Here is a 19628-nt window from a genome sequence, read left to right as displayed (position 1 = left end):
TGGCCGTCGATTCGGCGTTTATTGGCGAATGACCGGTCGTTCGCCGTGGTTTTACCGGAAATGGAGTCCAAACCGCCAGAACAGGCGTTCGAGACGTCCTGCCCACTGCCGTCCGGGTGCAACGCCGGATGGTGTCGCCGCCGCGTATTCCCGGCACGCGACACGCGCACCCGCATCGCTCGCGAGCGTGATCCAGCCACCGGTCTCCGTGACAAAGACGTGGCCCGCCGTGAGAGAGACATCGGTGCGCCAGACACTGTCGGCCAGCCAGCGCGACGCCGGTGTAAGCACCACCCGTCCTTGCTCGACGTGCAGCACCGTACCTTGGCTCACGTATCCGTGGAAGGACTGGCCTGGCGCGAGCGAGACGTCGGTGGAATGGGGCGGTAAATGCGTGACAGAAGGCTTGGCCATGATGGACTCCGGGGCAGTGAACAGACGACTACAGCGTATCGGCCGCACTGCAGCCCCGGTAGGCACACAGTCACGCTGTTTCGCCCGTAACAGATGGGCGCGACGCAATCTGTTACGATCCCGAATCAGCAAATCTGTATCTGTTCTGGTGGTGCCTGATGCCGGATCATCTGCGCATGCACGCCGCCATCTCAAACCTCTCCGACCTTTCTGTCTCCGACGAGACACCCGCCATGTCTTTGACGTCAGCCGCCGCGACGCCCGCGTCGACACCTGAATCGACAGCGCCGTCTGCCGCCGCCGAAGAGCGCACGCCGCTCTACCGCCAACTGGCCGATCACTACCGTCACGCCATCGAAGCGGGCACACTCGCCCCGGGCACGCGTATGCCCAGCGTACGTGCGCTTATGGAGCGCCATCAGGTCAGCCTGTCGACCGCGTTGCAGACGTGTCGTCACCTCGAAGCGCAAGGCCTGCTCGAAGCGCGTCCGCGTTCCGGCTACTTCGTGCGCACACCCGCACGGGCGAGTGTCGTGCCGGTGGCCGAGCCGCGTCCGTGGGTGCCTGACCTGATGCAGTACGTGGGGATCAATCAGCGCGTGTCGTCGATCCTCGCGCGTGGGCTTCAGGCGGACGTCAAAGTCAATCTCGCGGTCGCGCATGGTTCACCGTCGCTGTATCCGGTGAACGAACTGCGCCAGGCCACCATGCGGGCGCTGCGCGATCACCCGCTGCTCTACGGCACCCCGCCCCCCGGTGGTGGCGAAGCGCGTTTCCGTTCGGCGATTGCCCGTCGTGCGCTCGAAGCGCGCATGAACATCAATCCGGAAGAGATCGTCGTCACGCACGGCTGTATTGAGGCGATCAACCTGGCGCTACGTGCGGTGGCGAGTGCGGGCGACGTGGTCGCGGTCGAATCGCCCACGTACTACGCGCTGCTACAGACGCTGGAGAGCATGGGCATCCGGGTGCTGGAGATTCCAACGAGTCCGCAAACCGGGATTTCGCTCGATGCATTGGAGCTGGCCAGTCAGACCTACGACAACATCAAGGCGGTGATTGTCGTGCCGCATTTCCAGAACCCGCTCGGTTCTGTGATGCCGGACGCACACAAGGCGCAATTGGTGAAGTGGGCCGAGTCGCGCGGCATCGCCATCATCGAAGACGACACCTACTCGTCGCTCGGTGACGACGGCAACATTCCTGCCGCGATTCGCTCATGGGACACGACGGGCAACGTGATTCACTGCGCGTCGCTGCATAAGACGCTCGCGCCCGGCATGCGCCTGGGCTGGATCGCCGGTGGCAAATGGCAGTGGCGGGTGGAGATGCTGAAGTACGCGCAGACGCGTCCGAACGAAGCGCTGGCGCAGATCGCGATGGGCGAGTTCATGGATTCGCCGCGCTTCGACCGTCACTTGCGACGCCTGCGTGTGCAGTTACGCGAACACCGTGGGGCGATGGCCGAAGCGATCGCCACCTATTTCCCGGCGGGCACACGCCTGACGCAACCCGCCGGTGGGCTGAGTCTGTGGGTGGAAATGCCGGGGCGCGTGAGTTCCGAAAAGTTGTTCGACGCGGCGCTGGCGAAAGGCATTCGCGTCGCACCCGGCAGCCTTTTTTCCAACTCGTCGCGTTACGACAACTTCCTGCGCATCAACGGTGGACAACCGTTCACGCGCGACGTCGACCGCGCCGTACGCACGCTCGCGTCCGAAGTCATTCGACTGCTGGACGCCACCGACTGACGCGACCGCATGACTGAACCAATCAGAACTCGGGGTACATCCGTCCCGGATTGAAGATGCCAGCGGGATCGAACACGGCTTTCAGATTCCGATGGATGCGCATGACCGGCGCGGGCAGCGGCGTGAAGACACTCACCCCCGGTTCGCCGTAGCGGAACAGCGTGGCGTGTCCGCCATCCTGACGCGCGGCCGAGCGCACGATTTGCGCATCGGCGTCCGTAATCCACCAGCGCTGCGCACCACCCCACTCGATGAGTTGCTTGCCCGGCAGACGGTGCGGTTCTGCTGTCGAGGGCACCGCCAGACGCCACAAGGCTTGTCCCGGTCCCGCATCGGCAAAGAAGTTGTCGGTCTGCTCGCGAATGGCGTGCCAGAACTTGGCTGCATGAATGGCGTCGACCAGTTCACCGCCCATCTTCACGCGCGCCGCCTTGATGGCCGCCGACGCCCCCGCCAGTCGAATCACCAGCAGATCGCTGCGCCACGCGCTGCCCGTAATCGGCAGCGGCTGGCCGCCCCATTCGTTGAGTTTGCGTACCGCGTCGATGGCGTTCATCTCGAACTGCAGCGTGAGTTCCGCGAACGGCTGCGGCAACACCTTCAGCGACACCTCCAGAATCAGGCCCAGCGTGCCAAGCGAGCCGGCGAGCATGCGTGAGACGTCGTAACCGGCGACGTTCTTCATGACCTGTCCGCCGAAATTCAGCACATGCCCACGGCCGTCCATCAGCTTCGCGCCGAGCACGAAATCGCGCACCGACCCGACCGCGCTGCGACGCGGGCCAGCAAGCCCGGCAGCGACGGCCCCGCCAACGGTCGCCCCCGGGCCAAAGTAGGGCGGCTCGAAGGGCAGCAACTGGTTGCGCTCGGCAAGCGCGGCTTCGATCTCGGCCAGCGAGGTGCCGCAACGTGCGGTGATGACCAGCTCGGCCGGGTCGTACGCAACGATCCCGCTATAGGCACGTGTGTCGAGGACTTCCCCCACACGTTGCTGGCCGTACCAGGCTTTGGTGCCGCCGCCGCGAAGCTGAAGCGGTGCGCGGCGCGCGGTGGCTTGTTCGATGACGGCGCGGAATTGCTCGATGGTGTCGGTCGTGTCGGTCATCAGCTCGGTTCGGGCGGCGGGGTGGAGTCGGTCTGGTAAGGCCCGAGTTCGCTTCCGCAGTGCTTGCAGAAGCGTGCGTCGGGGTCGTGTCCTTCGGTCTGGCACTGGTGGCAGGTGCGCGTGGTCACGGTCGTGCGGCGCATGGCGGAATGAATCTCGGCGCCCATGATGCCCGTGGGAATCGCAATCACGCTATAGCCGAGCAACATCACGAACCCTGTGATCGCTTTACCCAGTCCGGTGACGGGCACAACGTCGCCGTAGCCGGTCGTCGTCAGCGTCACGATGGCCCAGTAGATGCCGACCGGAATGCTGGTAAAGCCGTGTTCGGGGCCTTCGATGATATGCATGAGCGTGCCGAAGATCACCACGATGATCGAGATGAACCCGAGAAACACGAGGATCTTGCGACGCGCGTTGTACAGCGCAATGCTCAGCACGCCCGCCTCGTTCACGTAAGCCGTGAGCTTCAGAATCCGGAAGGCGCGCATGAGTCGCAGCAGACGCACGTCGATCAGCCCATGTAGCTCCGGCACGAGAATCGCGAGATAGGTCGGCAGGATGGCGAGTAAATCGATGAGACCGTAGAACGACAGCGCATAGCGCATCGGCCGGTGCGCGCTAATCAGTCGCGCAATGTACTCGGCCGTAAAGAGCAGCGTGAAGAACCACTCGAGAATGGCCATCGGCAACGGCATCGTGGACTGCACCGCGGGTACGCTGGACACGACGACCGTGAGCACCGATAGCACGATGGCGATCAGCAATGCGATGTCGAATAGCCGACCTTCGCGCGTGTCGGCTTCGAAAATGATGATGTAAAGACGCTGCCGCCAATCGTGCGGCAGCCACTCCGACAGCGCACGCATGTCAGAACCTCGGCAGATCGGGGTGCGGCAGCAGCCCCCCGCGCACGTGCTGCTTGCCGTACTCGGCGCAGCGCGCACGCGAGGGAATGCCCTTGTCCGGATTGAGCAGCCCGACTGGATCGAACGCGCGCTTCACGCCGAAGAACGCATCGCGTTCCTGCGCGGAGAACTGCACGCACATCGAGTTGATCTTCTCGATGCCCACGCCGTGTTCGCCCGTGATCGTGCCGCCGAGTTCGACGCACGCCTCGAGAATGTCGCAACCGAACGCCTCGGCGCGATGCCATTCGTCCAGATCGTTGCCATTGAAAAGAATGAGCGGATGCATATTGCCGTCTCCCGCGTGAAAGACGTTAATACAGCGCAACCCATATTGTTGTTCCAAACCTTCGATGCGTTTGAGTAATGTCCCAATCGCACGGCGTGGAATCGTGCCGTCCATGCAGTAATAGTCCGGCGAGATGCGCCCGGCGGCGGGGAAGGCGTTCTTGCGCCCCGACCAGAAGCGCAGGCGTTCTTCCTCGCTGCGCGAAATCTGCAAACGTGTCGCGCCTGATGTGCGCAGCACATGAGAGATGCGCAGGATCTCCTCGGTGACTTCTTCCGGCGTGCCGTCCGATTCGCAAAGCAGGATGGCGGCGGCATCAAGGTCGTACCCCGCGTGGACGAATTCCTCGACGGCCTGCGTGGCCGGCTTGTCCATCATTTCCAGCCCGGCAGGAATGATGCCTGCGGCGATGATCGCAGCGACGGCGTTGCCGCCGGTCTCTACGTCGTCGAAGCTCGCCATGATGACCTGCGCCGTCTGGGCTTTGGGTATCAGCTTGACGGTGATTTCGGTCACAACGCCGAACATGCCCTCGCTGCCGATGAAGACCGATAGCAGATCGAGTCCGGGCGCGTCGGGGCCGAGCGAGCCGAATTCGATGGCTTCTCCCGACATGGTGATGGCGCGCACCCGCAGCACGTTATGCACCGTCAAACCGTACTTCAGGCAGTGCACGCCGCCGGAGTTTTCCGCAACATTGCCGCCGATGGTGCAAGCGATCTGCGACGACGGATCGGGCGCGTAGTACAGCCCATAGGGCGCAGCGGCTTCCGAGATCGCGAGATTGCGAACGCCCGGCTGCACCGTCGCCGTGCGTGCATACGGATCGACTTCAACGATTTTCTTGAACTTCGCGAGCGAGAGCACCAGGCCGTCCGAGATCGGCATCGCGCCGCCGGACAAACTCGTGCCTGCACCGCGCGGCACCACCGGAATGCCGAGCTGGTGGCACGCTTGCAAAATGCGCTGCACCTGCGATTCGGATTCCGGCAACACGACCGCGAGCGGCACGCGGCGATACGCGGCGAGGCCGTCGCACTCGTAAGGCGTGGTGTCCTCGCGACGATGGAGGATGCAACGCGGAGGCAGGATTCTGGCAAGCGCGTCGAGCAACTGACGCTGGCGTGCAGCCAGCGCTTCGGCGTCGACAGGCGCGATGCCCGCCGGCGTTTCGCCGGACGGGTTGGACTGGCCTTGCGGGGTCACGGGCGCGTTCATGCGGCGCTCAGCCCGCGGCGCGCAACCGGAAAATCTTGCCCGGATTGAGCAGATTGTGCGGATCGAGCGATGTCTTGATCGCGCGCATGACGTCGATGGCGTCTTCGCCATGTTCCGTCACGAGGAAGCCCATCTTGTGCAGGCCGACGCCATGTTCGCCAGTGCAGGTGCCACCCATGCGGATGGCGCGCTCGACAATGCGCTGATTCAGGCGCTCGGCTTCTTCCATGTCGGCCGGCTTGTCCGGATCGATGAGAATCGCGACGTGGAAATTGCCGTCGCCCACGTGGCCCACGATCGGGCACGTCAGATAGGAGCCTTTCAGGTCTTCTTCCGTCTCGCCGACGCACTCGGCCAGACGCGAGATCGGCACGCAGACGTCCGTCGTCACCGCACGGCTGCCCGGCTGAAGCTGGAGCATCGCGAAGTAGGCGCTATGGCGCGCACTCCACAAACGGTTGCGGTCTTCGGTGCGCGTGGCCCACTCGAAACCGGTGCCGCCGTTGTCCTTGGCCAGTTCCTCGACCGTCTGCGCCTGTTCTTGCACGCCGGCTTCGCTGCCGTGGAATTCGAAGAACAACGTTTGCGTTTCCGGCAGGTCCAGCTTGGAGTGCTTGTTGATGGCACGCACGGCCAGCGCGTCGACGAATTCGACGCGTGCGACAGGCACGCCCAACTGGATCGTCTGGATGGTGCAGTTCACGGCGTCCGTCATGCTCGGGAACGAGCAGATCGCCGCAGAGACAGCTTCGGGCTGCGGGTACAGTCGCACCGTGGCTTCGGTGATGATGCCCAGTGTGCCTTCGCTGCCCACGAACAGGCGCGTGAGGTCGTAGCCCGCCGACGACTTGCGTGCGCGCGTGCCGGTGTGGATGATGCGGCCGTCGGCGAGCACCACGGTCAGGGCCAGCACGTTCTCGCGCATCGTGCCGTAACGCACGGCGTTGGTGCCCGAGGCGCGCGTGGCGCACATGCCGCCGATGCTGGCGTCCGCGCCCGGATCGATCGGGAAGAACAGGCCCGTGTCGCGCAGCGCTTCGTTCAGCGCCTTGCGCGAAATGCCAGGCTGCGTGGTGACCGTCAGGTCCTCGGCGTTGATCGAAACGATCTGGTTCATCTCCGACAGATCGAGCGACAAACCGCCTTCGACCGCGAGCAGATGACCTTCGAGCGACGAGCCCGCGCCATAGGGGATGATGGGGACGTTGTGTTTCGCACAGAGTTTGACGATCTGAGAGACCTCTTCGGTGCTGTGCGCGAAAGCGACTGCATCGGGCAACATCGGGTCAAACGGAGACTCGTCCCGGCCGTGATGTTCGCGCAGCGCTTCCTTGGTGCTCACGCGTTCGCCCAGCAGGGCTTGCAACTCGGTGAGCAAGGCGTCGGGGAACGGACGCTTGGCGGCGAACGGCAGATGGGGATGATTCACGGCTTTCTCCTTCGGGTCTCCGGGCCGCCATGGCCGGTGGGCGCAGGCGGACACCATATCGGGCGGGGTCTCGGGCGCGCGGTGCACGCCCTGACACCTCATGAGCGGGGATTTTACGCTGTGACGGCGTTTTTCCCCACACTTTGCGTCATATCATACGGACTTGCCGTGTATCGGTGCCATCGGAATTGCCTGAAAAATGGGCAGGCGATGGCAGTGCGGTCAATTTCAATCAAAAAGGCAGGTCGTCCGGTGCCCGAACAGGGGCCGGCGGGCAAGATGTGCCGCAAGGGGTAGGTGTCAGAAGATGGGGAATCGTTTGAGCAAGATCGTCACGCGTACCGGTGACGGTGGCAAGACAGGCCTGGGCGACGGCGCACGCGTCGACAAGTTCAGCCTGCGCATCGTCGCCATTGGCGAGATCGATGAGACCAATTCGCACATCGGCGTGCTGCTGTGCGAGGACCTGCCGCAGGACGTGCGGGCCATGCTGCTCGATATTCAGCACGATCTGTTCGATCTCGGCGGCGAGTTGAGCATGCCTCGTCACACGTTGCTGACGGATGCGCAGGTGGCCAAGCTCGACGAGTGGCTGGCGCACTACAACGCCGATCTGCCGCCGCTCAAGGAATTCATTCTGCCGGGCGGCACGCGCGCCGCGGCACTCGCGCATGTGGTGCGCACGGTGTCGCGCCGAGCCGAGCGGGCGATGGTGGCGCTTGGGGCCGACGAGACCGTCGCCCCCGCCCCGCGTCAGTACGTCAACCGCTTGTCGGACCTGATGTTCGTGCTGGCTCGCGTGCTCAACCGCGCAGGTGGTGGCAGCGACGTGCTCTGGCAGCGTGAGCGTACGACGGGCGAAGCCAGGTAAGCGCGGCGGGAACTCACGCCGTTTCACGCCGTTGACGGCAAGCGCAGCATGCAAGAAGGGCGACCGATGGTTCATCGGCCGCCCTTCGTTTGCTTACGCGTTCGCTAACTGATGTCGATCAGTTGCCTGCGCCACGTGCCACGCGGCGCGCGCGCACGGCGTCGGCCAGCGTGTCGAGCACCTTCAGGCTGTCTTCCCAATTGATGCAGGCGTCGGTAATGCTCTGACCGTAAGTCAGTTCCTTGCCCGGCACATGGTCCTGACGACCGGCCACGAGGTGCGACTCGACCATCACGCCGATGATGCGGTCGTCGCCACCGGCGATCTGGCGGGCGATGTCCTCGCACACCGGGATCTGGTTCTCGTGCTTCTTCTGGCTATTGGCGTGCGATGCGTCGATCATCACGCGCGCGGCGAGGCCCTGCTTGGCGATGTCCTCGCAGGCGGTCTGTACGCTGGCGGCGTCGTAGTTCGGCGCTTTGCCGCCGCGCAGGATCAGGTGGCAGTCTTCATTGCCAGCGGTCGACACGATGGCCGAGTGGCCGCCCTTCGTCACCGACAGGAAATGGTGCGGCTGCGATGTGGCCTTGATGGCGTCCACGGCGATCTTCACGTTGCCGTCGGTGCCGTTCTTGAAGCCGACCGGGCACGACAGGCCCGACGCGAGTTCGCGGTGCACCTGCGACTCCGTGGTGCGTGCGCCGATGGCACCCCACGACACGAGATCGGCGATGTACTGCGGGCTGATCATGTCGAGGTATTCCGTACCGGCGGGCAGGCCCATCTCGTTGATCTGAGCGAGCAGTTCGCGCGCCAGACGCAGACCGTCGTTGATCTTGAAGCTGTTGTCCATGTGCGGGTCGTTGATCAGACCCTTCCAGCCCACCGTCGTGCGCGGCTTCTCGAAGTACACACGCATCACGATTTCCAGCTCGCCCTTCAGACGTTCGCGTTGCTCGACCAGACGCGCCGCGTATTCCAGCGCAGCCTTCGGGTCGTGAATCGAGCACGGGCCGATGATGACGACCAGACGGTCTTCCATGCCGTGCAGCACGCGATGAATGGCGCCACGCGAGCGATGGATGAGATCCGCGCTCTTTTCCGAGCACGGGTATTCGCGAATCAGGTGCGCCGGGGGCGTCAATTCCTTAAGTTCGCGAATACGGACATCATCGGTGTTGTGGGGAGGCATGTTTTTTCTCCTGGGCAGTTCGGACTGCGGTTCGTTTCTCGGGATTCGGGTCAAAAAAAAACCGCCAGACTCGCTGGCGGTTTTTCAGGATTCGTTCGGTGCTTACTGCTGCAACTGTCCCTCTCCATCCGCCAGCGGTGTGAGATACGCAAAAAAGTAAAAGTAAAACTTATTGGCGGTCATGAAGGATGTCTTGGACATTGCTTTGCAGGCGGTTTGCCGTGCACAGAAACAACTTTATACGCCTAATCGAATGACGCTGCAACCGCGTGGGGCCGCTGATCGGCGGGAAAACGCGCGGAATTTATGTATTTCCGTGTCGCGTTTTGCGTCAACAAATCGTGTTTTCGGAAAAACACGCGAAAACGCCCGGTTTGACCCGGGCGCTTTGCTAAGCTTTACGCATTTTTTGCGGTGCGCAAACTGTGTCGATCAGGCCGTACCGCCGACCGTCATGTTTTCGATGCGCAGCGTCGGCTGACCCACGCCCACCGGCACGCTCTGGCCTTCCTTGCCACATACGCCCACGCCCGAGTCCAGCGCCATGTCGTTGCCGATCATCGTCACGTCCTTGAGCGATTCCGGGCCGTTGCCGATGAGCGTCGCGCCCTTGACCGGGTAAGTGATCTTGCCGTCCTCGATCATGTACGCCTCGGACATCGAGAACACGAACTTGCCGTTGGTGATGTCGACCTGACCGCCGCCGAAGTTCACGGCGTACAACCCGTGCTTGACCGACTTGATGATTTCCTCAGGGTCTTTGTCGCCGCCGAGCATGTAAGTGTTGGTCATGCGCGGCATTGGCAGTGCGGCGTACGACTCGCGACGGGCATTGCCCGTGACCGGCATCTTCATCAGGCGTGCATTCAGGCTGTCCTGCATGTAGCCCTTGAGAATGCCGTCTTCGATGAGCGTGGTGCACTGCGTCGGATTGCCTTCGTCGTCGATGTTCAGCGAGCCGCGGCGGTTCGACAGCGTGCCGTCGTCCACCACCGTGACGCCCTTGGCCGCCACGCGCTCGCCCAGACGGCCTGAAAACGCCGACGAGCCCTTGCGGTTGAAGTCGCCTTCGAGCCCGTGGCCGATGGCTTCGTGCAGCAGTACGCCGGGCCAGCCCGGGCCGAGCACGACGGTCATCGCGCCGGCCGGTGCCGGGCGGGCGTCGAGCTTGACGATGGCGCCGTCCACAGCTTCCTTGACGTATTTTTCGAGCAGGTCGTCGGTGAAGTAGGCGTAATCGAGACGTGCACCGCCGCCGCTATTGCCGATTTCGCGACGACCGTTGGATTCGACGATGACGGTGACGGACACGCGCACGAGCGGGCGCACGTCTGCCGCGATCACACCGTCGCTGCGGGCCACGAGCACGACGTCGTATTCACCGGCCAGACCGGCCATGACCTGCGACACACGCGGATCGCGCGCGCGGGCGAGCTTCTCGATGCGCTCAAGCAGCGCGACCTTGCCGTTGGCGTCGAGCGAGGCGAGCGGATCGGACGGCAGGTACAGCCCGTGGCCGGTAGTGCTGGCCAGCTTGCTGCCGACCTTCACGCGCCCGCGTCCGGCCGTGGCGATGCTGCGCGTAGCCGCTGCGGCGTCTTTGAGCGCGATCTCGGAGATGTCGTCCGAGTACGCGAAAGCGGTGCGGTCGCCCACGATGGCGCGCACGCCCACGCCCTGATCGATCGAGAACGAACCCGATTTGACGATGCCTTCCTCCAGGCTCCACGCTTCGCTGCGGGTGTACTGAAAGTACAGATCGGCGTAATCCACGCGGTGCGTGAAGATGTCGCCGAGCGCGCGTTGCAGATGGCTTTCGTCGAGGCCGTACGGCGTGAGCAGCAGCTCGCGGGCCGTGGCCAGGTTCTGGATGCCGGTGTCGATGATTTTCATGCGGTGTCAGGCCAAGGAAATGTATTCGGTAGATGAGGGCGAATTGGTCGAAGTCAACGTGTCGAAGTCAACGCGGGGCGGGGCGCAGGTGCGGGACATATCGGTCAGCCTTGCAGCACGCGGTGACGCCAGGCGGGCAGACTCTGGCGAACGCCGACCAGCCGGGCCGGGTCGATCTCGCCCACGACCACGCCAGCGCCTTCCGCTTCGCGCTGAGCGACGATCTCGCCCCACGGGTCGATCAGCATGGAATGCCCCCAGGTACGCCGCCCGTTCTCGTGGTGCCCGCCCTGCGCGGACGCCAGCACGTAGCACTGGTTCTCGACGGCCCGCGCGCGCAGCAGCAATTCCCAGTGCGCGCGGCCCGTGGTGTAGGTAAAGGCGGCGGGTACGACCATGAGCGTACAGTCGCCCATCGCCCGGTACAACTCGGGAAAACGCAGGTCGTAGCATACCGACAGGCCCACGCGCCCGAACGGCGCTTCAAACGTGCGTACGGCGTCGCCGGGACGAATGGTGCGCGCTTCGTCATAGGCTTCCTCACCTTTGACGAAGTTGAACAGGTGGATCTTGTCGTAGCGTGCGGCGGGTGCGCCGTCCGGCGCGAAGACCAGCGTCGTGTTGAGCACGCGTTCGGGCTCCGGCGCGGCCAGCGGCAGCGTGCCGCCGATCAGCCAGACGCCGTAGCGGCGCGCCGTCTCCGCCAGAAAGTCCTGAATCGGACCACTGCCCGGCGTTTCGCGCAGGGCGAGCTTGTCGGTGTCGCGCTGGCCCATGTAGCAGAAATACTCCGGCAGCAGCACCAGCTCGGCCCCGGCGTGCGCCGCTTCGGCCACCAGACGGGCGGCTTCACGCAGGTTCCGCTCGACGTCGGGCGCACTCACCATTTGCGCGGCAGCCACGCGAACGGGCGCGCCGGTCGGGGCGGGCTGGGCGGTTGACTTCGTATCGGGACTCGTCATGGATCGCTGAGGTCGGGGACGGTAATAGTTCTAGCTGGGTCGTAGCAGGGTTGCAGTCGGTCTTCCGGGGGGCTCAGTTGCCGCGCATACCGGCCGGGGCGGCGACGCCCGAGGCGTTGTTGAGCGCTTCCGGCCGGGTTTCCGGGGATGCATCGATCTTACTCTTATTGCCGGTGGCCTGTCCGATGACCGGATTGTCCCAGGAGCCGGTGACGTGATACGTCGTCGAGAGTGTGCGCGAGAGCTGATCGCCCAGCGCCAGTTGTGCGAAGAACGAGCCGATGCCCAGCGCCGGGTTGATGATGGCCCACGCCAGCGAGGCCGACGCCGCGTTGATCTTCGGCAGCACCAGCACGTTCAGGTCCTGCGTCTCGCGCGCGAGGTCCGTGTGGCCGTCGATCTTGATCGTCGCCGCGTTGGCGTTGATCGTCAGATCGCTGGTGTTCGCCACGCCGCCCTGCATCGCGACATTGCCGTTGATGCTGTCGAACGGCAGACCGCTGCCGATCACGCTATTGAAGTCGAAGGTCAGGATCTTCGCGAGCGTCTGGACCGACAGAATACCCAGCAGCTTCGCTAGTCCCGGGTCGGCCTTCAGGATCTGCCCGCGCTTGAGTTCGATGGCCACGCGTCCGCCCAGCGTCGGGTAGTCGATGGCGTCGGGGCCACCGCGCCAGCCGAATCGACCGGAGACGGTGCCGGAGCCGTCCTTGAGCGTCTTGGGCAGGCCCAGACGGTCGAGCAGCCCGCCAGCGTCCTTCACGTCGAGATTGAAGTCGAGCACCGTGCGGCGCGGCACGTCGTCGTCGTCCTTGCCCGCAGCGGCCGCTGCGGCGGCGCGACGACGCGACGTACGCCAGTTGCCCTTCACATCCAGCGTGGCGGCGCTGTTGCTCAGCGACAGCTTGGTGAGTTGCCAGACGGGCACGCCGTCATCGATGTCATTGTGCGCGTTGAGCTGCAGACGGCCGAGCGGTTTGTCGCGCAACACGAAATCGTTGGCGACGACGTCGATGGCGGGGAATTCGTCGCTCGGCTCGTCGAGCACCTGAGTGAGCACGTCGCTGCCATGATCTTCGCGCGGAATCACGAGTTTCGCGAGACGTGCACGGATCGCGCCCGACGGGTTCTTCTCGTCCGGCGCGTGCCATTCGGCAAATCCGGAGACGAGTTCGGAGGCGAGGCTCACCTGCCAGTCGCGGTCGTTGCGCTGCGCGCCGACCACCAGTTCGGGCCACTGACGCGACAACAGGCGAACCTGCTTCGCATGCAGGGCGAGACGCGTCGGCAGATACGGCGTAAGTGCGCCGAATTCGTCGCGTGCGGCGGCGGCCGTCGTGGCGGGTGCGGGCGGTGTGCCTTGCGTGCCAGGCGTGACGGAGGTGCTGCTCAGCGACGCGATCACGCTGCGCCACGCATCCACGTCGAGCGTATCGAACTGGGCGCTCGCCTGCACGCCTTCACGCGGAGCGGGCACGGGCTGGTTGATGCCGATGCCGCCGCGCAGCACGTCCACACGTCCACCATTCGAACCATTCGAGGCGCTACGTTGCTGAACGTAGTTGCCTTGCACGCTGCCCACGGCAAAGTCGAGCGTGTCGGTGCGGCGTCCTCCCGGATTCATCTGTGGACGCATCGTGAAGCGCGCAGGCAGCGACGTCTCGGCGCTCTTGCCCAGCGGCGCGGGCAGGTTCACGGCGAGACCGGCCAGCGTGGACTGCACCGCCAGATCCGTCATGCCCTGACGCACCGTCACCGTCGCCGTATAAGGCGTGCTGCCCGCCATGCGCTTGGCCAGTTGCGCCAGCGTGGCGTTCTCGCGATTCTCGCGCAGGCCTTGTGCGCTCATCTGACCGTTGACGTTCAGGACGATGGTGCCGTCGTCGCGACTGCCGCCTGACGCGCGCACGTCGCCGCCCAGGAACGTGCCGCGCAGGTTGTCGAGCGAGATGCCACGCTCGGTGAACGCCAGTTCGCCGTCGACCGCGCCGAACATCGGCAGTCCGTTGATGAGCGTCACGTCGTTGCGCAGGAAGCGGGCGCGGCCGGTGACTTTCGAGCGGTCGGTGTGATCGAGCGGCATCGACAATTGCATGGCGAGCTGTGTGTTGCCGGTCGCGCGCGTCTCGTCGGTGAAGTCGCCGATCCAGTGCCCCACGGGGCTGCTGTTCAGATATTTGACGAAGTCTGCAGCGGGCCCACGCGCATCGCCCTTGAGCGTGAGGGTGGAGTCGTCCTGCCCGATGTTGTTGATGTCGCCCTGTACCTGCGTGAGCGTCACGCCGTACACCGAGCCGCTGTCGATGGCGATGTGCAGGCGGTCGGCGTCAAAGCGAAGATTACCGCGCACTTTCTCGAACGCGGGCCAGACTTCCGTATGCCCCGGGCGCAGCGGCGACGGATTGAACGTCACATCCACGAGCGGGATGTCGATGCGGAACTTGCCGCCGCCGTGACCGTACGGGAAGTCTTCGAGATCGCCTTGCACCGCGAACGGTGCGTTCTGCACGGTGCCGGCCAGCAACGCGCGTTGCAGATAGTCCCGCACGCCCGCGCCGATGTCGGTGGGCAGGTAGCGCGGCACGGCGTTGGCGTTCGCGCGCACGATATTGCCCTTCAGATCGACGATGCCGTTGCCCTTGCCGCCGTTGTGCCATGTACCGCTCACGTCGCCTGTCAGTTCGGCGTTTTGCAGATGCACGGCATCGACACGTACCTGCACGTTCGCCGGGGCGTCGCGCTTGGTCGCCGAGTGCGACACGCGCCATGACGTGCGCGCCGTGAGCGTATCGAGGTCGAGGCGCGGCTGGTCGAAGCGGCCGGGGAAGTCCAGTGTGGCGTTCTTCGAATTGAGTGTGAGGCTGCCGCGCGACTGATCGGCGTCGATATGACCGCTCAGATTCGCGAAACCGGGACGTCCTGCATTCGGGGAGTTCGGCCGGGCCGGGGGATGCTGGCTTGGCGCACTGTCGATGCCCAGACTCTCGAAATCGGCGACGACGCGGTAACGGTCGCGCTCGGGCGGGAGTTGCTTGATGCCCGGCAGATCGCGCCAGTTGCTCGGCCCATGCGGCTTAGGTGCCTGATAGCTGACGTCGAAATGAGCGAGTCGTCCGCGCGGACGGAAGCTGGCGAGCGTGTCGCGGATTTGGGCGTCGATGGGCAGCGATGGTACGAGCGCCATCGCAGCCCCGACGTCGAAGCGTTGACCGGCGAGCGCGACTTGCAAGCCCTGATCGTCGCTGGCGGGCAGGTATTTGGCGCTCAGATCCGGGACGTCGAGCGTCGGACGTCCGGCCGCCTGCAAGGTGAGCTCACGTGCGCGCAGGTTCCAGCCCGCGTCGGCCTGCGCACCGGTACGGGTGACGTCGATGCGGCCTTGCGTGGCGTCGAAGGTCAGCGGCGGCAGGTTGTCCGCCAGTTGCACCGACGTATTGGCCCCGGCCGCGCGCAGCGTCGCGCCGGTGACGACGCCATTGTCGAAGTCGACCCAGGCCCTTGCCGCGACACGGCCGCGCGAGTCTTTGCCCGGCAAATCGACGTAACGCGCCAACTCGGACAGGTCGAGCGTGCCGACCTCGCTGTAGATCTGGCCGCGCCAGCGTTTGACTTCGCCAGGGCGGGCGAACAGCGGATTGGTGAAGCGCGCGCGCACGTCCAGCGGCGCGTCGATCCCTTGCGGCGGGGTCGCCTGCATCCCAAAGCGGTGTTCGAAGCTGCGATTGCGCAGCATGGCGTTGACCTGCGTGACGACCACCTCGGGCACGTCGCGCGTGGCGTCGCGCCAGCGCACGGTGCCGTTGCGGATCACGACGCGTGCCTGACGCATGATCCAGTCGGCGCCCTGGGTGTCGCTCGTCTTGCCGCTGCCCGTCACCGGCATCCCGGCGACGAGGACGGAGCCGTCGACGCGGCGCTCGATGGTCACATCCGGCTCGTACAGCGTGAGGCTCGACAGGCGCAGGTCGAAGTGGATCAGGCTGGTCCAGGAGAGCACAGCATCGAGGCGGTGCAGGGTGAGGCTCGGCTCCACCGGTGGCGGCGCGCCGGGCGGGGCGTAGCTCACCGGTGGGTTGTCTGTGGAAGCGGTGGACGCAGGCGCGATCGATGCCGCCGATGCGGCTGAAGCGGCTGAAGCTGCCGAAGCCCCCGATGCGGTCGGGGCGCTCGCGGCCTTGTTCCGATGCAACGGTGCGACCACGCGGGCAATCGTCGATGCCTTGGGCGGGGTGCCTTGCGCCGGGGGCGTGATGCGCACATCTTCCAGCGTCAGGTAGGGGTGCCAGCCGCGCCAGACGGCGTCGATGCGCCCGATTGTGACCGGCAAACCGATGGCGCGCGTGGCCGCCGCCTCGATTTGAGGGCGATAGTCAGACACTCGGGGAAGGATGACGTACCGGGTCGCGAGGATGACTGCGCCAAGACCGAAATAGACGATGACGACGAGCGCCAGCAGCCATTCCAGACCCAGTCGCAAGCCACGCGGCAGTGACGAGAACCAGGACCGGGTCGCGGTGGGCGAGGCGGGCGGCTTACGGTCGGTCATGCTGCGCGTCTACGAGGGAATGTGGTAGTTTCTGTGGCAAAGACTGTAACACAAGCCCAAGGCCCTCCGATGGCCGGGCCGTAGGAGAAATAAGCGTGTGATCCGGCGTTTCATCACGCCCGGGTAAGCATGCGAAAGTCTCTTCATTCTCATTGCAGACCGGAACCCCGCCAGTGAGTTCATCCGAAATCCCGATCGATATTCAGTCCTACTCGCGATATGCCGCGCGCATGCTGGCGTCCCGCCCCGCGCTGGCCGAGGCGTTGCCGACGCTCGCCGAGCACCCCGTCGACGCGCGCTGGCTCGCCCGCCGCTTCGAAGCTATCACCGGCACACGGCTGACGCCGCCGGACCAGCCGTCCGGCGTTTCCGGCGTAGACGAGGCTGTGCTGGCACGCGCCTTGCGCATCCTGAGGGTCGAAGCGCTATGCGCCGTCATGCAACGCGATCTCGACGGCCGCGCTGAGTTGTCCGAAGTGACGGAAGCCATGTCGGCGCTTGCCGAGTTCGCCGTGCAGGCGGGCATTGCGGTGCTGTCGCGCGACCTCGAAGCCATTCACGGGGTGCCGCGTAATGCGGAAGGCGAGCGTCAGACGCTTGGCGTCGTCGGCATGGGCAAGCTCGGCGGTCGCGAACTGAACGTCTCGTCCGACATCGATCTCATCTTCCTTTATGAAGACGACGGCGACACAACCGCGCCCGATGGCGCGGATGCGGCCACTGCCGGTCGCCTGCGTCTGCTGTCCAATCACGAATTCTTCACGAAACTCGGCCGCAAGCTGATCGGACTGATTTCGGAACTGACGCCGGACGGCTACGTGTTCCGGGTGGACATGCGCCTGCGCCCCAACGGCGATTCGGGTCCGCTGGTGTGCAGTCTGCCGATGCTCGAAGAGTATTTCTACGTGCAGGGCCGCGAGTGGGAGCGCTACGCCTGGATCAAGGGACGCCTCGTGTCCGAAGTTGCGAGCGAGCCCGGTCGCCGGATCGAGCGGCTGCTGACGTCGCTGGTGCAGCCGTTCGTGTTTCGTCGCTATCTCGATTACGGTGTGATCGGCGCGATTCGCGCGTTGCACGAGCAGATTCGCCATGAGGCGGAGCGTCGCGCGCGGGCCAAGCCCGCACGCATCAACGACATCAAGCTCGGACGCGGCGGCATTCGTGAAGTGGAATTCTCGGCGCAGGTCTTCCAGTTGATTCGCGGTGGGCAGGAGCCGGAGTTGCGCGTGCGGCCGACGCTCGCGGTGCTGGGCGTTGCGGCGCGGCGCGGGTGGCTGGCGCAGAACGTGGCGGAAGAACTGTCCAACGCATATGTCTTTTTGCGCAAGCTCGAACACCGTATTCAGTATCTGGATGACGCGCAGACCCATATCCTGCCGTCGCCCGGCGACGACCGCCTCGCGGTGGCGCGCGCCATGGGTTTCCCTGACGAAGCGACCTTCATGACGGTGCTCGACGAGCATCGCGAATTCGTCGCCGGTCAGTTCGACGAGATTTTCGCGGACAAGGCCAACGGCGGCGGACAGAAGGGCGCGGGGGCGGGCACGGGCGACTGCGAATGCCCGCCGGAACTGTGGAGCGAATGTCTGGCCGACGAAGCGCAGACGGGCGACCTCGGCAATCAGCTCACGCGTTTGGGCTTCAACGACGCCGAAGGGGCACTCGATCGGTTGCGCGCCGTGTGGACGTCCTCGCGCTACAAGGCGCTGAGCGAGATCAGCCGACGGCGCTTCGACCAACTGGTGCAGCGCGCCGTGGAAGGTGCTGCTGGCACCGGCGAGCCGGATGCCGTCCTCGGCCGCATGCTCGATCTGCTCTCGACCATCAGCCGTCGCAGTTCGTATCTCGCGTTGCTCACGGAGTATCCGCGTGCGCTGGAGCGCGTGGTCAAGGTGCTTGCCGGGTCACGCTGGGCTGCGGGTTATCTGATCAGCCATCCGCAACTGCTCGACGAACTGCTCGACGACGAAGCGCTTGCTGCGCCGTTCGACTGGCCGTCGTTCAAGACACAACTGCTGCTGAGCCTGAATGCGGCTGGCGCGGCGGGCAACGTCGAAGTGCAGATGGACATTCTGCGTCGCGCGCACCACGCTGAAGTTTTCCGCATTCTGCTGCTCGATTTGCAGGGGACGTTGTCGGTGGAGGCCATCGGCGACCGTCTCTCGGAGCTGGCGGACATCATCGTCGACGTGACGATCTCGACGGTCTGGCCACACGTGGCGACGCGTCATCGTGAGGTGCCGCGCTTCTCTGTCATCGCCTACGGCAAGCTCGGCGGCAAGGAACTGGGCTACGCGTCGGACCTCGATCTCATCTTCCTTTACGACGATGACGACGACCGTGCGCCGGACGCCTACGCCGCGCTCGCCCGCCGTTTCGTCACGTGGCTGACCACGCATACGGGCGCGGGCATGCTGTTCGATGTCGATCTGCGATTGCGCCCGAACGGCTTGTCGGGCCTGCTGGTCACGAACATCGAGAGTTTCCGTCAGTACCAGTTCCGCGAAGGCAATGCCAACACGGCGTGGGTCTGGGAGCATCAGGCGCTCACGCGTGCGCGTTTCTGTGCGGGCGACGAGACCATCGGCGCGACGTTCGAGAACATCCGTGCGCAGGTGCTGGCCACGCCGCGTGAGGCGTTGGCGCTGGCGCAGGAGATTGTGGCGATGCGTCGCAAGGTGCTCGAAGGGCATCCGAACGGGACGAAGCTGTTCGATCTGAAGCACGACCGGGGCGGCATGGTGGACATCGAATTTACCGTGCAGTATCTGGTGCTGCTGCACTCGGGCGCGCATCCGGCGCTGCTGCGTAATGCGGGCAACATCGCTTTGCTGCGCGAGGCGGCGCAACTCGGACTGATCGATACCAAGCTTGCGGAAGACGCGGCGGCGGCGTATCGGTTGTACCGCAAGCGTCAGCACAAGTTGCGGCTGGACGGTGTAGAGGCGGCACGCGTGCCGGGTGCGGACGTCGAGACAGAGCGTCAGGCCGTGATGGCGCTGTGGGATTCGGTGTTCGCCGACGCAGGGCCAGTCTGACGCGTGGACGTCGCT

General features: G+C 64.9%; 12 protein-coding genes. 3 read left to right on the top strand and 9 right to left on the bottom strand.

Annotated elements, in window-relative coordinates; translation table 11 throughout:
• Positions 1-51: 51 nt before the first annotated feature.
• Positions 52-414 (bottom strand): hypothetical protein, encoded by a 363-nt coding sequence (locus NA29_RS20450; protein ID WP_052253093.1) that lies wholly within the window; start codon positions 412-414, stop codon positions 52-54.
• A 233-nt stretch (positions 415-647) separates the two neighbouring features.
• Between NA29_RS20450 and NA29_RS20445 the strand changes: the two genes are divergently transcribed.
• Entirely contained in the window at positions 648-2162 is a 1515-nt protein-coding gene (locus tag NA29_RS20445; RefSeq protein ID WP_224786969.1) for an aminotransferase-like domain-containing protein, read from the top strand.
• 22 nt (positions 2163-2184) lie between these two features.
• Here the strand turns inward: NA29_RS20445 and glcE are convergent, their stop codons facing one another.
• Genes glcE through NA29_RS20425 form a run of 4 tightly spaced genes read right to left on the bottom strand, consistent with a single transcriptional unit; the run spans position 2185 to position 7111 of the window.
• Positions 2185-3267, bottom strand: a complete 1083-nt coding sequence (gene glcE / locus NA29_RS20440; RefSeq protein WP_046293021.1) for a glycolate oxidase subunit GlcE — start codon at positions 3265-3267, stop codon at positions 2185-2187.
• Complete coding sequence (locus NA29_RS20435; RefSeq protein ID WP_039401053.1) at positions 3267-4136, bottom strand: ion transporter; 870 nt, start codon at positions 4134-4136, stop codon at positions 3267-3269. The genes glcE and NA29_RS20435 overlap by 1 nt, the downstream gene beginning before the upstream one ends.
• A 1-nt stretch (position 4137) precedes the next feature.
• Entirely contained in the window at positions 4138-5682 is a 1545-nt protein-coding gene (locus NA29_RS20430; RefSeq protein WP_039401051.1) for an FAD-linked oxidase C-terminal domain-containing protein, read from the bottom strand.
• Positions 5683-5689: 7 nt separating this feature from the next.
• The gene (locus NA29_RS20425; protein WP_039401049.1) at positions 5690-7111 is read right to left on the bottom strand and encodes an FAD-binding oxidoreductase; all 1422 of its coding nucleotides are present in this window, start codon (positions 7109-7111) and stop codon (positions 5690-5692) included.
• A 307-nt stretch (positions 7112-7418) separates the two neighbouring features.
• On the opposite strand from NA29_RS20425, the gene NA29_RS20420 reads away from it, so the two are divergent.
• Positions 7419-7982, top strand: coding sequence for a cob(I)yrinic acid a,c-diamide adenosyltransferase (locus tag NA29_RS20420; protein WP_039401046.1), 564 nt, complete (start codon positions 7419-7421; stop codon positions 7980-7982).
• A gap of 118 nt (positions 7983-8100) precedes the next feature.
• Here the strand turns inward: NA29_RS20420 and aroG are convergent, their stop codons facing one another.
• The 4 genes from aroG to NA29_RS20400 form a co-directional block, all read right to left on the bottom strand.
• A complete protein-coding gene (aroG, locus tag NA29_RS20415) occupies positions 8101-9174 on the bottom strand; it encodes a 3-deoxy-7-phosphoheptulonate synthase AroG (protein ID WP_039401044.1) in 1074 nt (357 codons plus the stop codon).
• Positions 9175-9606: 432 nt separating this feature from the next.
• Entirely contained in the window at positions 9607-11067 is a 1461-nt protein-coding gene (gene tldD, locus NA29_RS20410) for a metalloprotease TldD (RefSeq protein ID WP_039401041.1), read from the bottom strand.
• A 104-nt stretch (positions 11068-11171) separates the two neighbouring features.
• Positions 11172-12029: a carbon-nitrogen hydrolase family protein gene (locus NA29_RS20405; RefSeq protein WP_052253092.1), complete on the bottom strand. Its 858-nt coding sequence runs from the start codon at positions 12027-12029 to the stop codon at positions 11172-11174.
• Positions 12030-12102: 73 nt separating this feature from the next.
• Positions 12103-16575 (bottom strand): YhdP family protein, encoded by a 4473-nt coding sequence (locus tag NA29_RS20400; protein ID WP_039401038.1) that lies wholly within the window; start codon positions 16573-16575, stop codon positions 12103-12105.
• Positions 16576-16805: 230 nt separating this feature from the next.
• Between NA29_RS20400 and glnE the strand changes: the two genes are divergently transcribed.
• Positions 16806-19613 carry a bifunctional [glutamate--ammonia ligase]-adenylyl-L-tyrosine phosphorylase/[glutamate--ammonia-ligase] adenylyltransferase gene (gene glnE / locus NA29_RS20395; RefSeq protein WP_052253336.1) on the top strand — a complete coding sequence of 936 codons (2808 nt, stop codon included), beginning with the start codon at positions 16806-16808 and terminating at the stop codon, positions 19611-19613.
• Positions 19614-19628 lie beyond the last annotated feature (15 nt).

Source organism: Pandoraea sputorum, from assembly GCF_000814845.2.
GTDB classification, from domain to species: Bacteria; Pseudomonadota; Gammaproteobacteria; order Burkholderiales; family Burkholderiaceae; genus Pandoraea; species Pandoraea sputorum.
Note: the sequence above shows the minus strand (reverse complement) of the source record. Positions and strands in the feature narration are given on the sequence as shown.

What these genes read in the sequence shown, in the direction of transcription:
- NA29_RS20450 (WP_052253093.1), bottom strand. Translation starts at nt 414, where the DNA reads ATGGCCAAGCCTTCTGTCACGCATTTACCGCCCCATTCCACCGACGTC.
- NA29_RS20445 (WP_224786969.1), top strand. Translation starts at nt 648, where the DNA reads ATGTCTTTGACGTCAGCCGCCGCGACGCCCGCGTCGACACCTGAATCG.
- glcE (WP_046293021.1), bottom strand. Translation starts at nt 3,267, where the DNA reads ATGACCGACACGACCGACACCATCGAGCAATTCCGCGCCGTCATCGAA.
- NA29_RS20435 (WP_039401053.1), bottom strand. Translation starts at nt 4,136, where the DNA reads ATGCGTGCGCTGTCGGAGTGGCTGCCGCACGATTGGCGGCAGCGTCTT.
- NA29_RS20430 (WP_039401051.1), bottom strand. Translation starts at nt 5,682, where the DNA reads ATGAACGCGCCCGTGACCCCGCAAGGCCAGTCCAACCCGTCCGGCGAA.
- NA29_RS20420 (WP_039401046.1), top strand. Translation starts at nt 7,419, where the DNA reads ATGGGGAATCGTTTGAGCAAGATCGTCACGCGTACCGGTGACGGTGGC.
- aroG (WP_039401044.1), bottom strand. Translation starts at nt 9,174, where the DNA reads ATGCCTCCCCACAACACCGATGATGTCCGTATTCGCGAACTTAAGGAA.
- tldD (WP_039401041.1), bottom strand. Translation starts at nt 11,067, where the DNA reads ATGAAAATCATCGACACCGGCATCCAGAACCTGGCCACGGCCCGCGAG.
- NA29_RS20405 (WP_052253092.1), bottom strand. Translation starts at nt 12,029, where the DNA reads ATGACGAGTCCCGATACGAAGTCAACCGCCCAGCCCGCCCCGACCGGC.
- NA29_RS20400 (WP_039401038.1), bottom strand. Translation starts at nt 16,575, where the DNA reads ATGACCGACCGTAAGCCGCCCGCCTCGCCCACCGCGACCCGGTCCTGG.
- glnE (WP_052253336.1), top strand. Translation starts at nt 16,806, where the DNA reads ATGCTGGCGTCCCGCCCCGCGCTGGCCGAGGCGTTGCCGACGCTCGCC.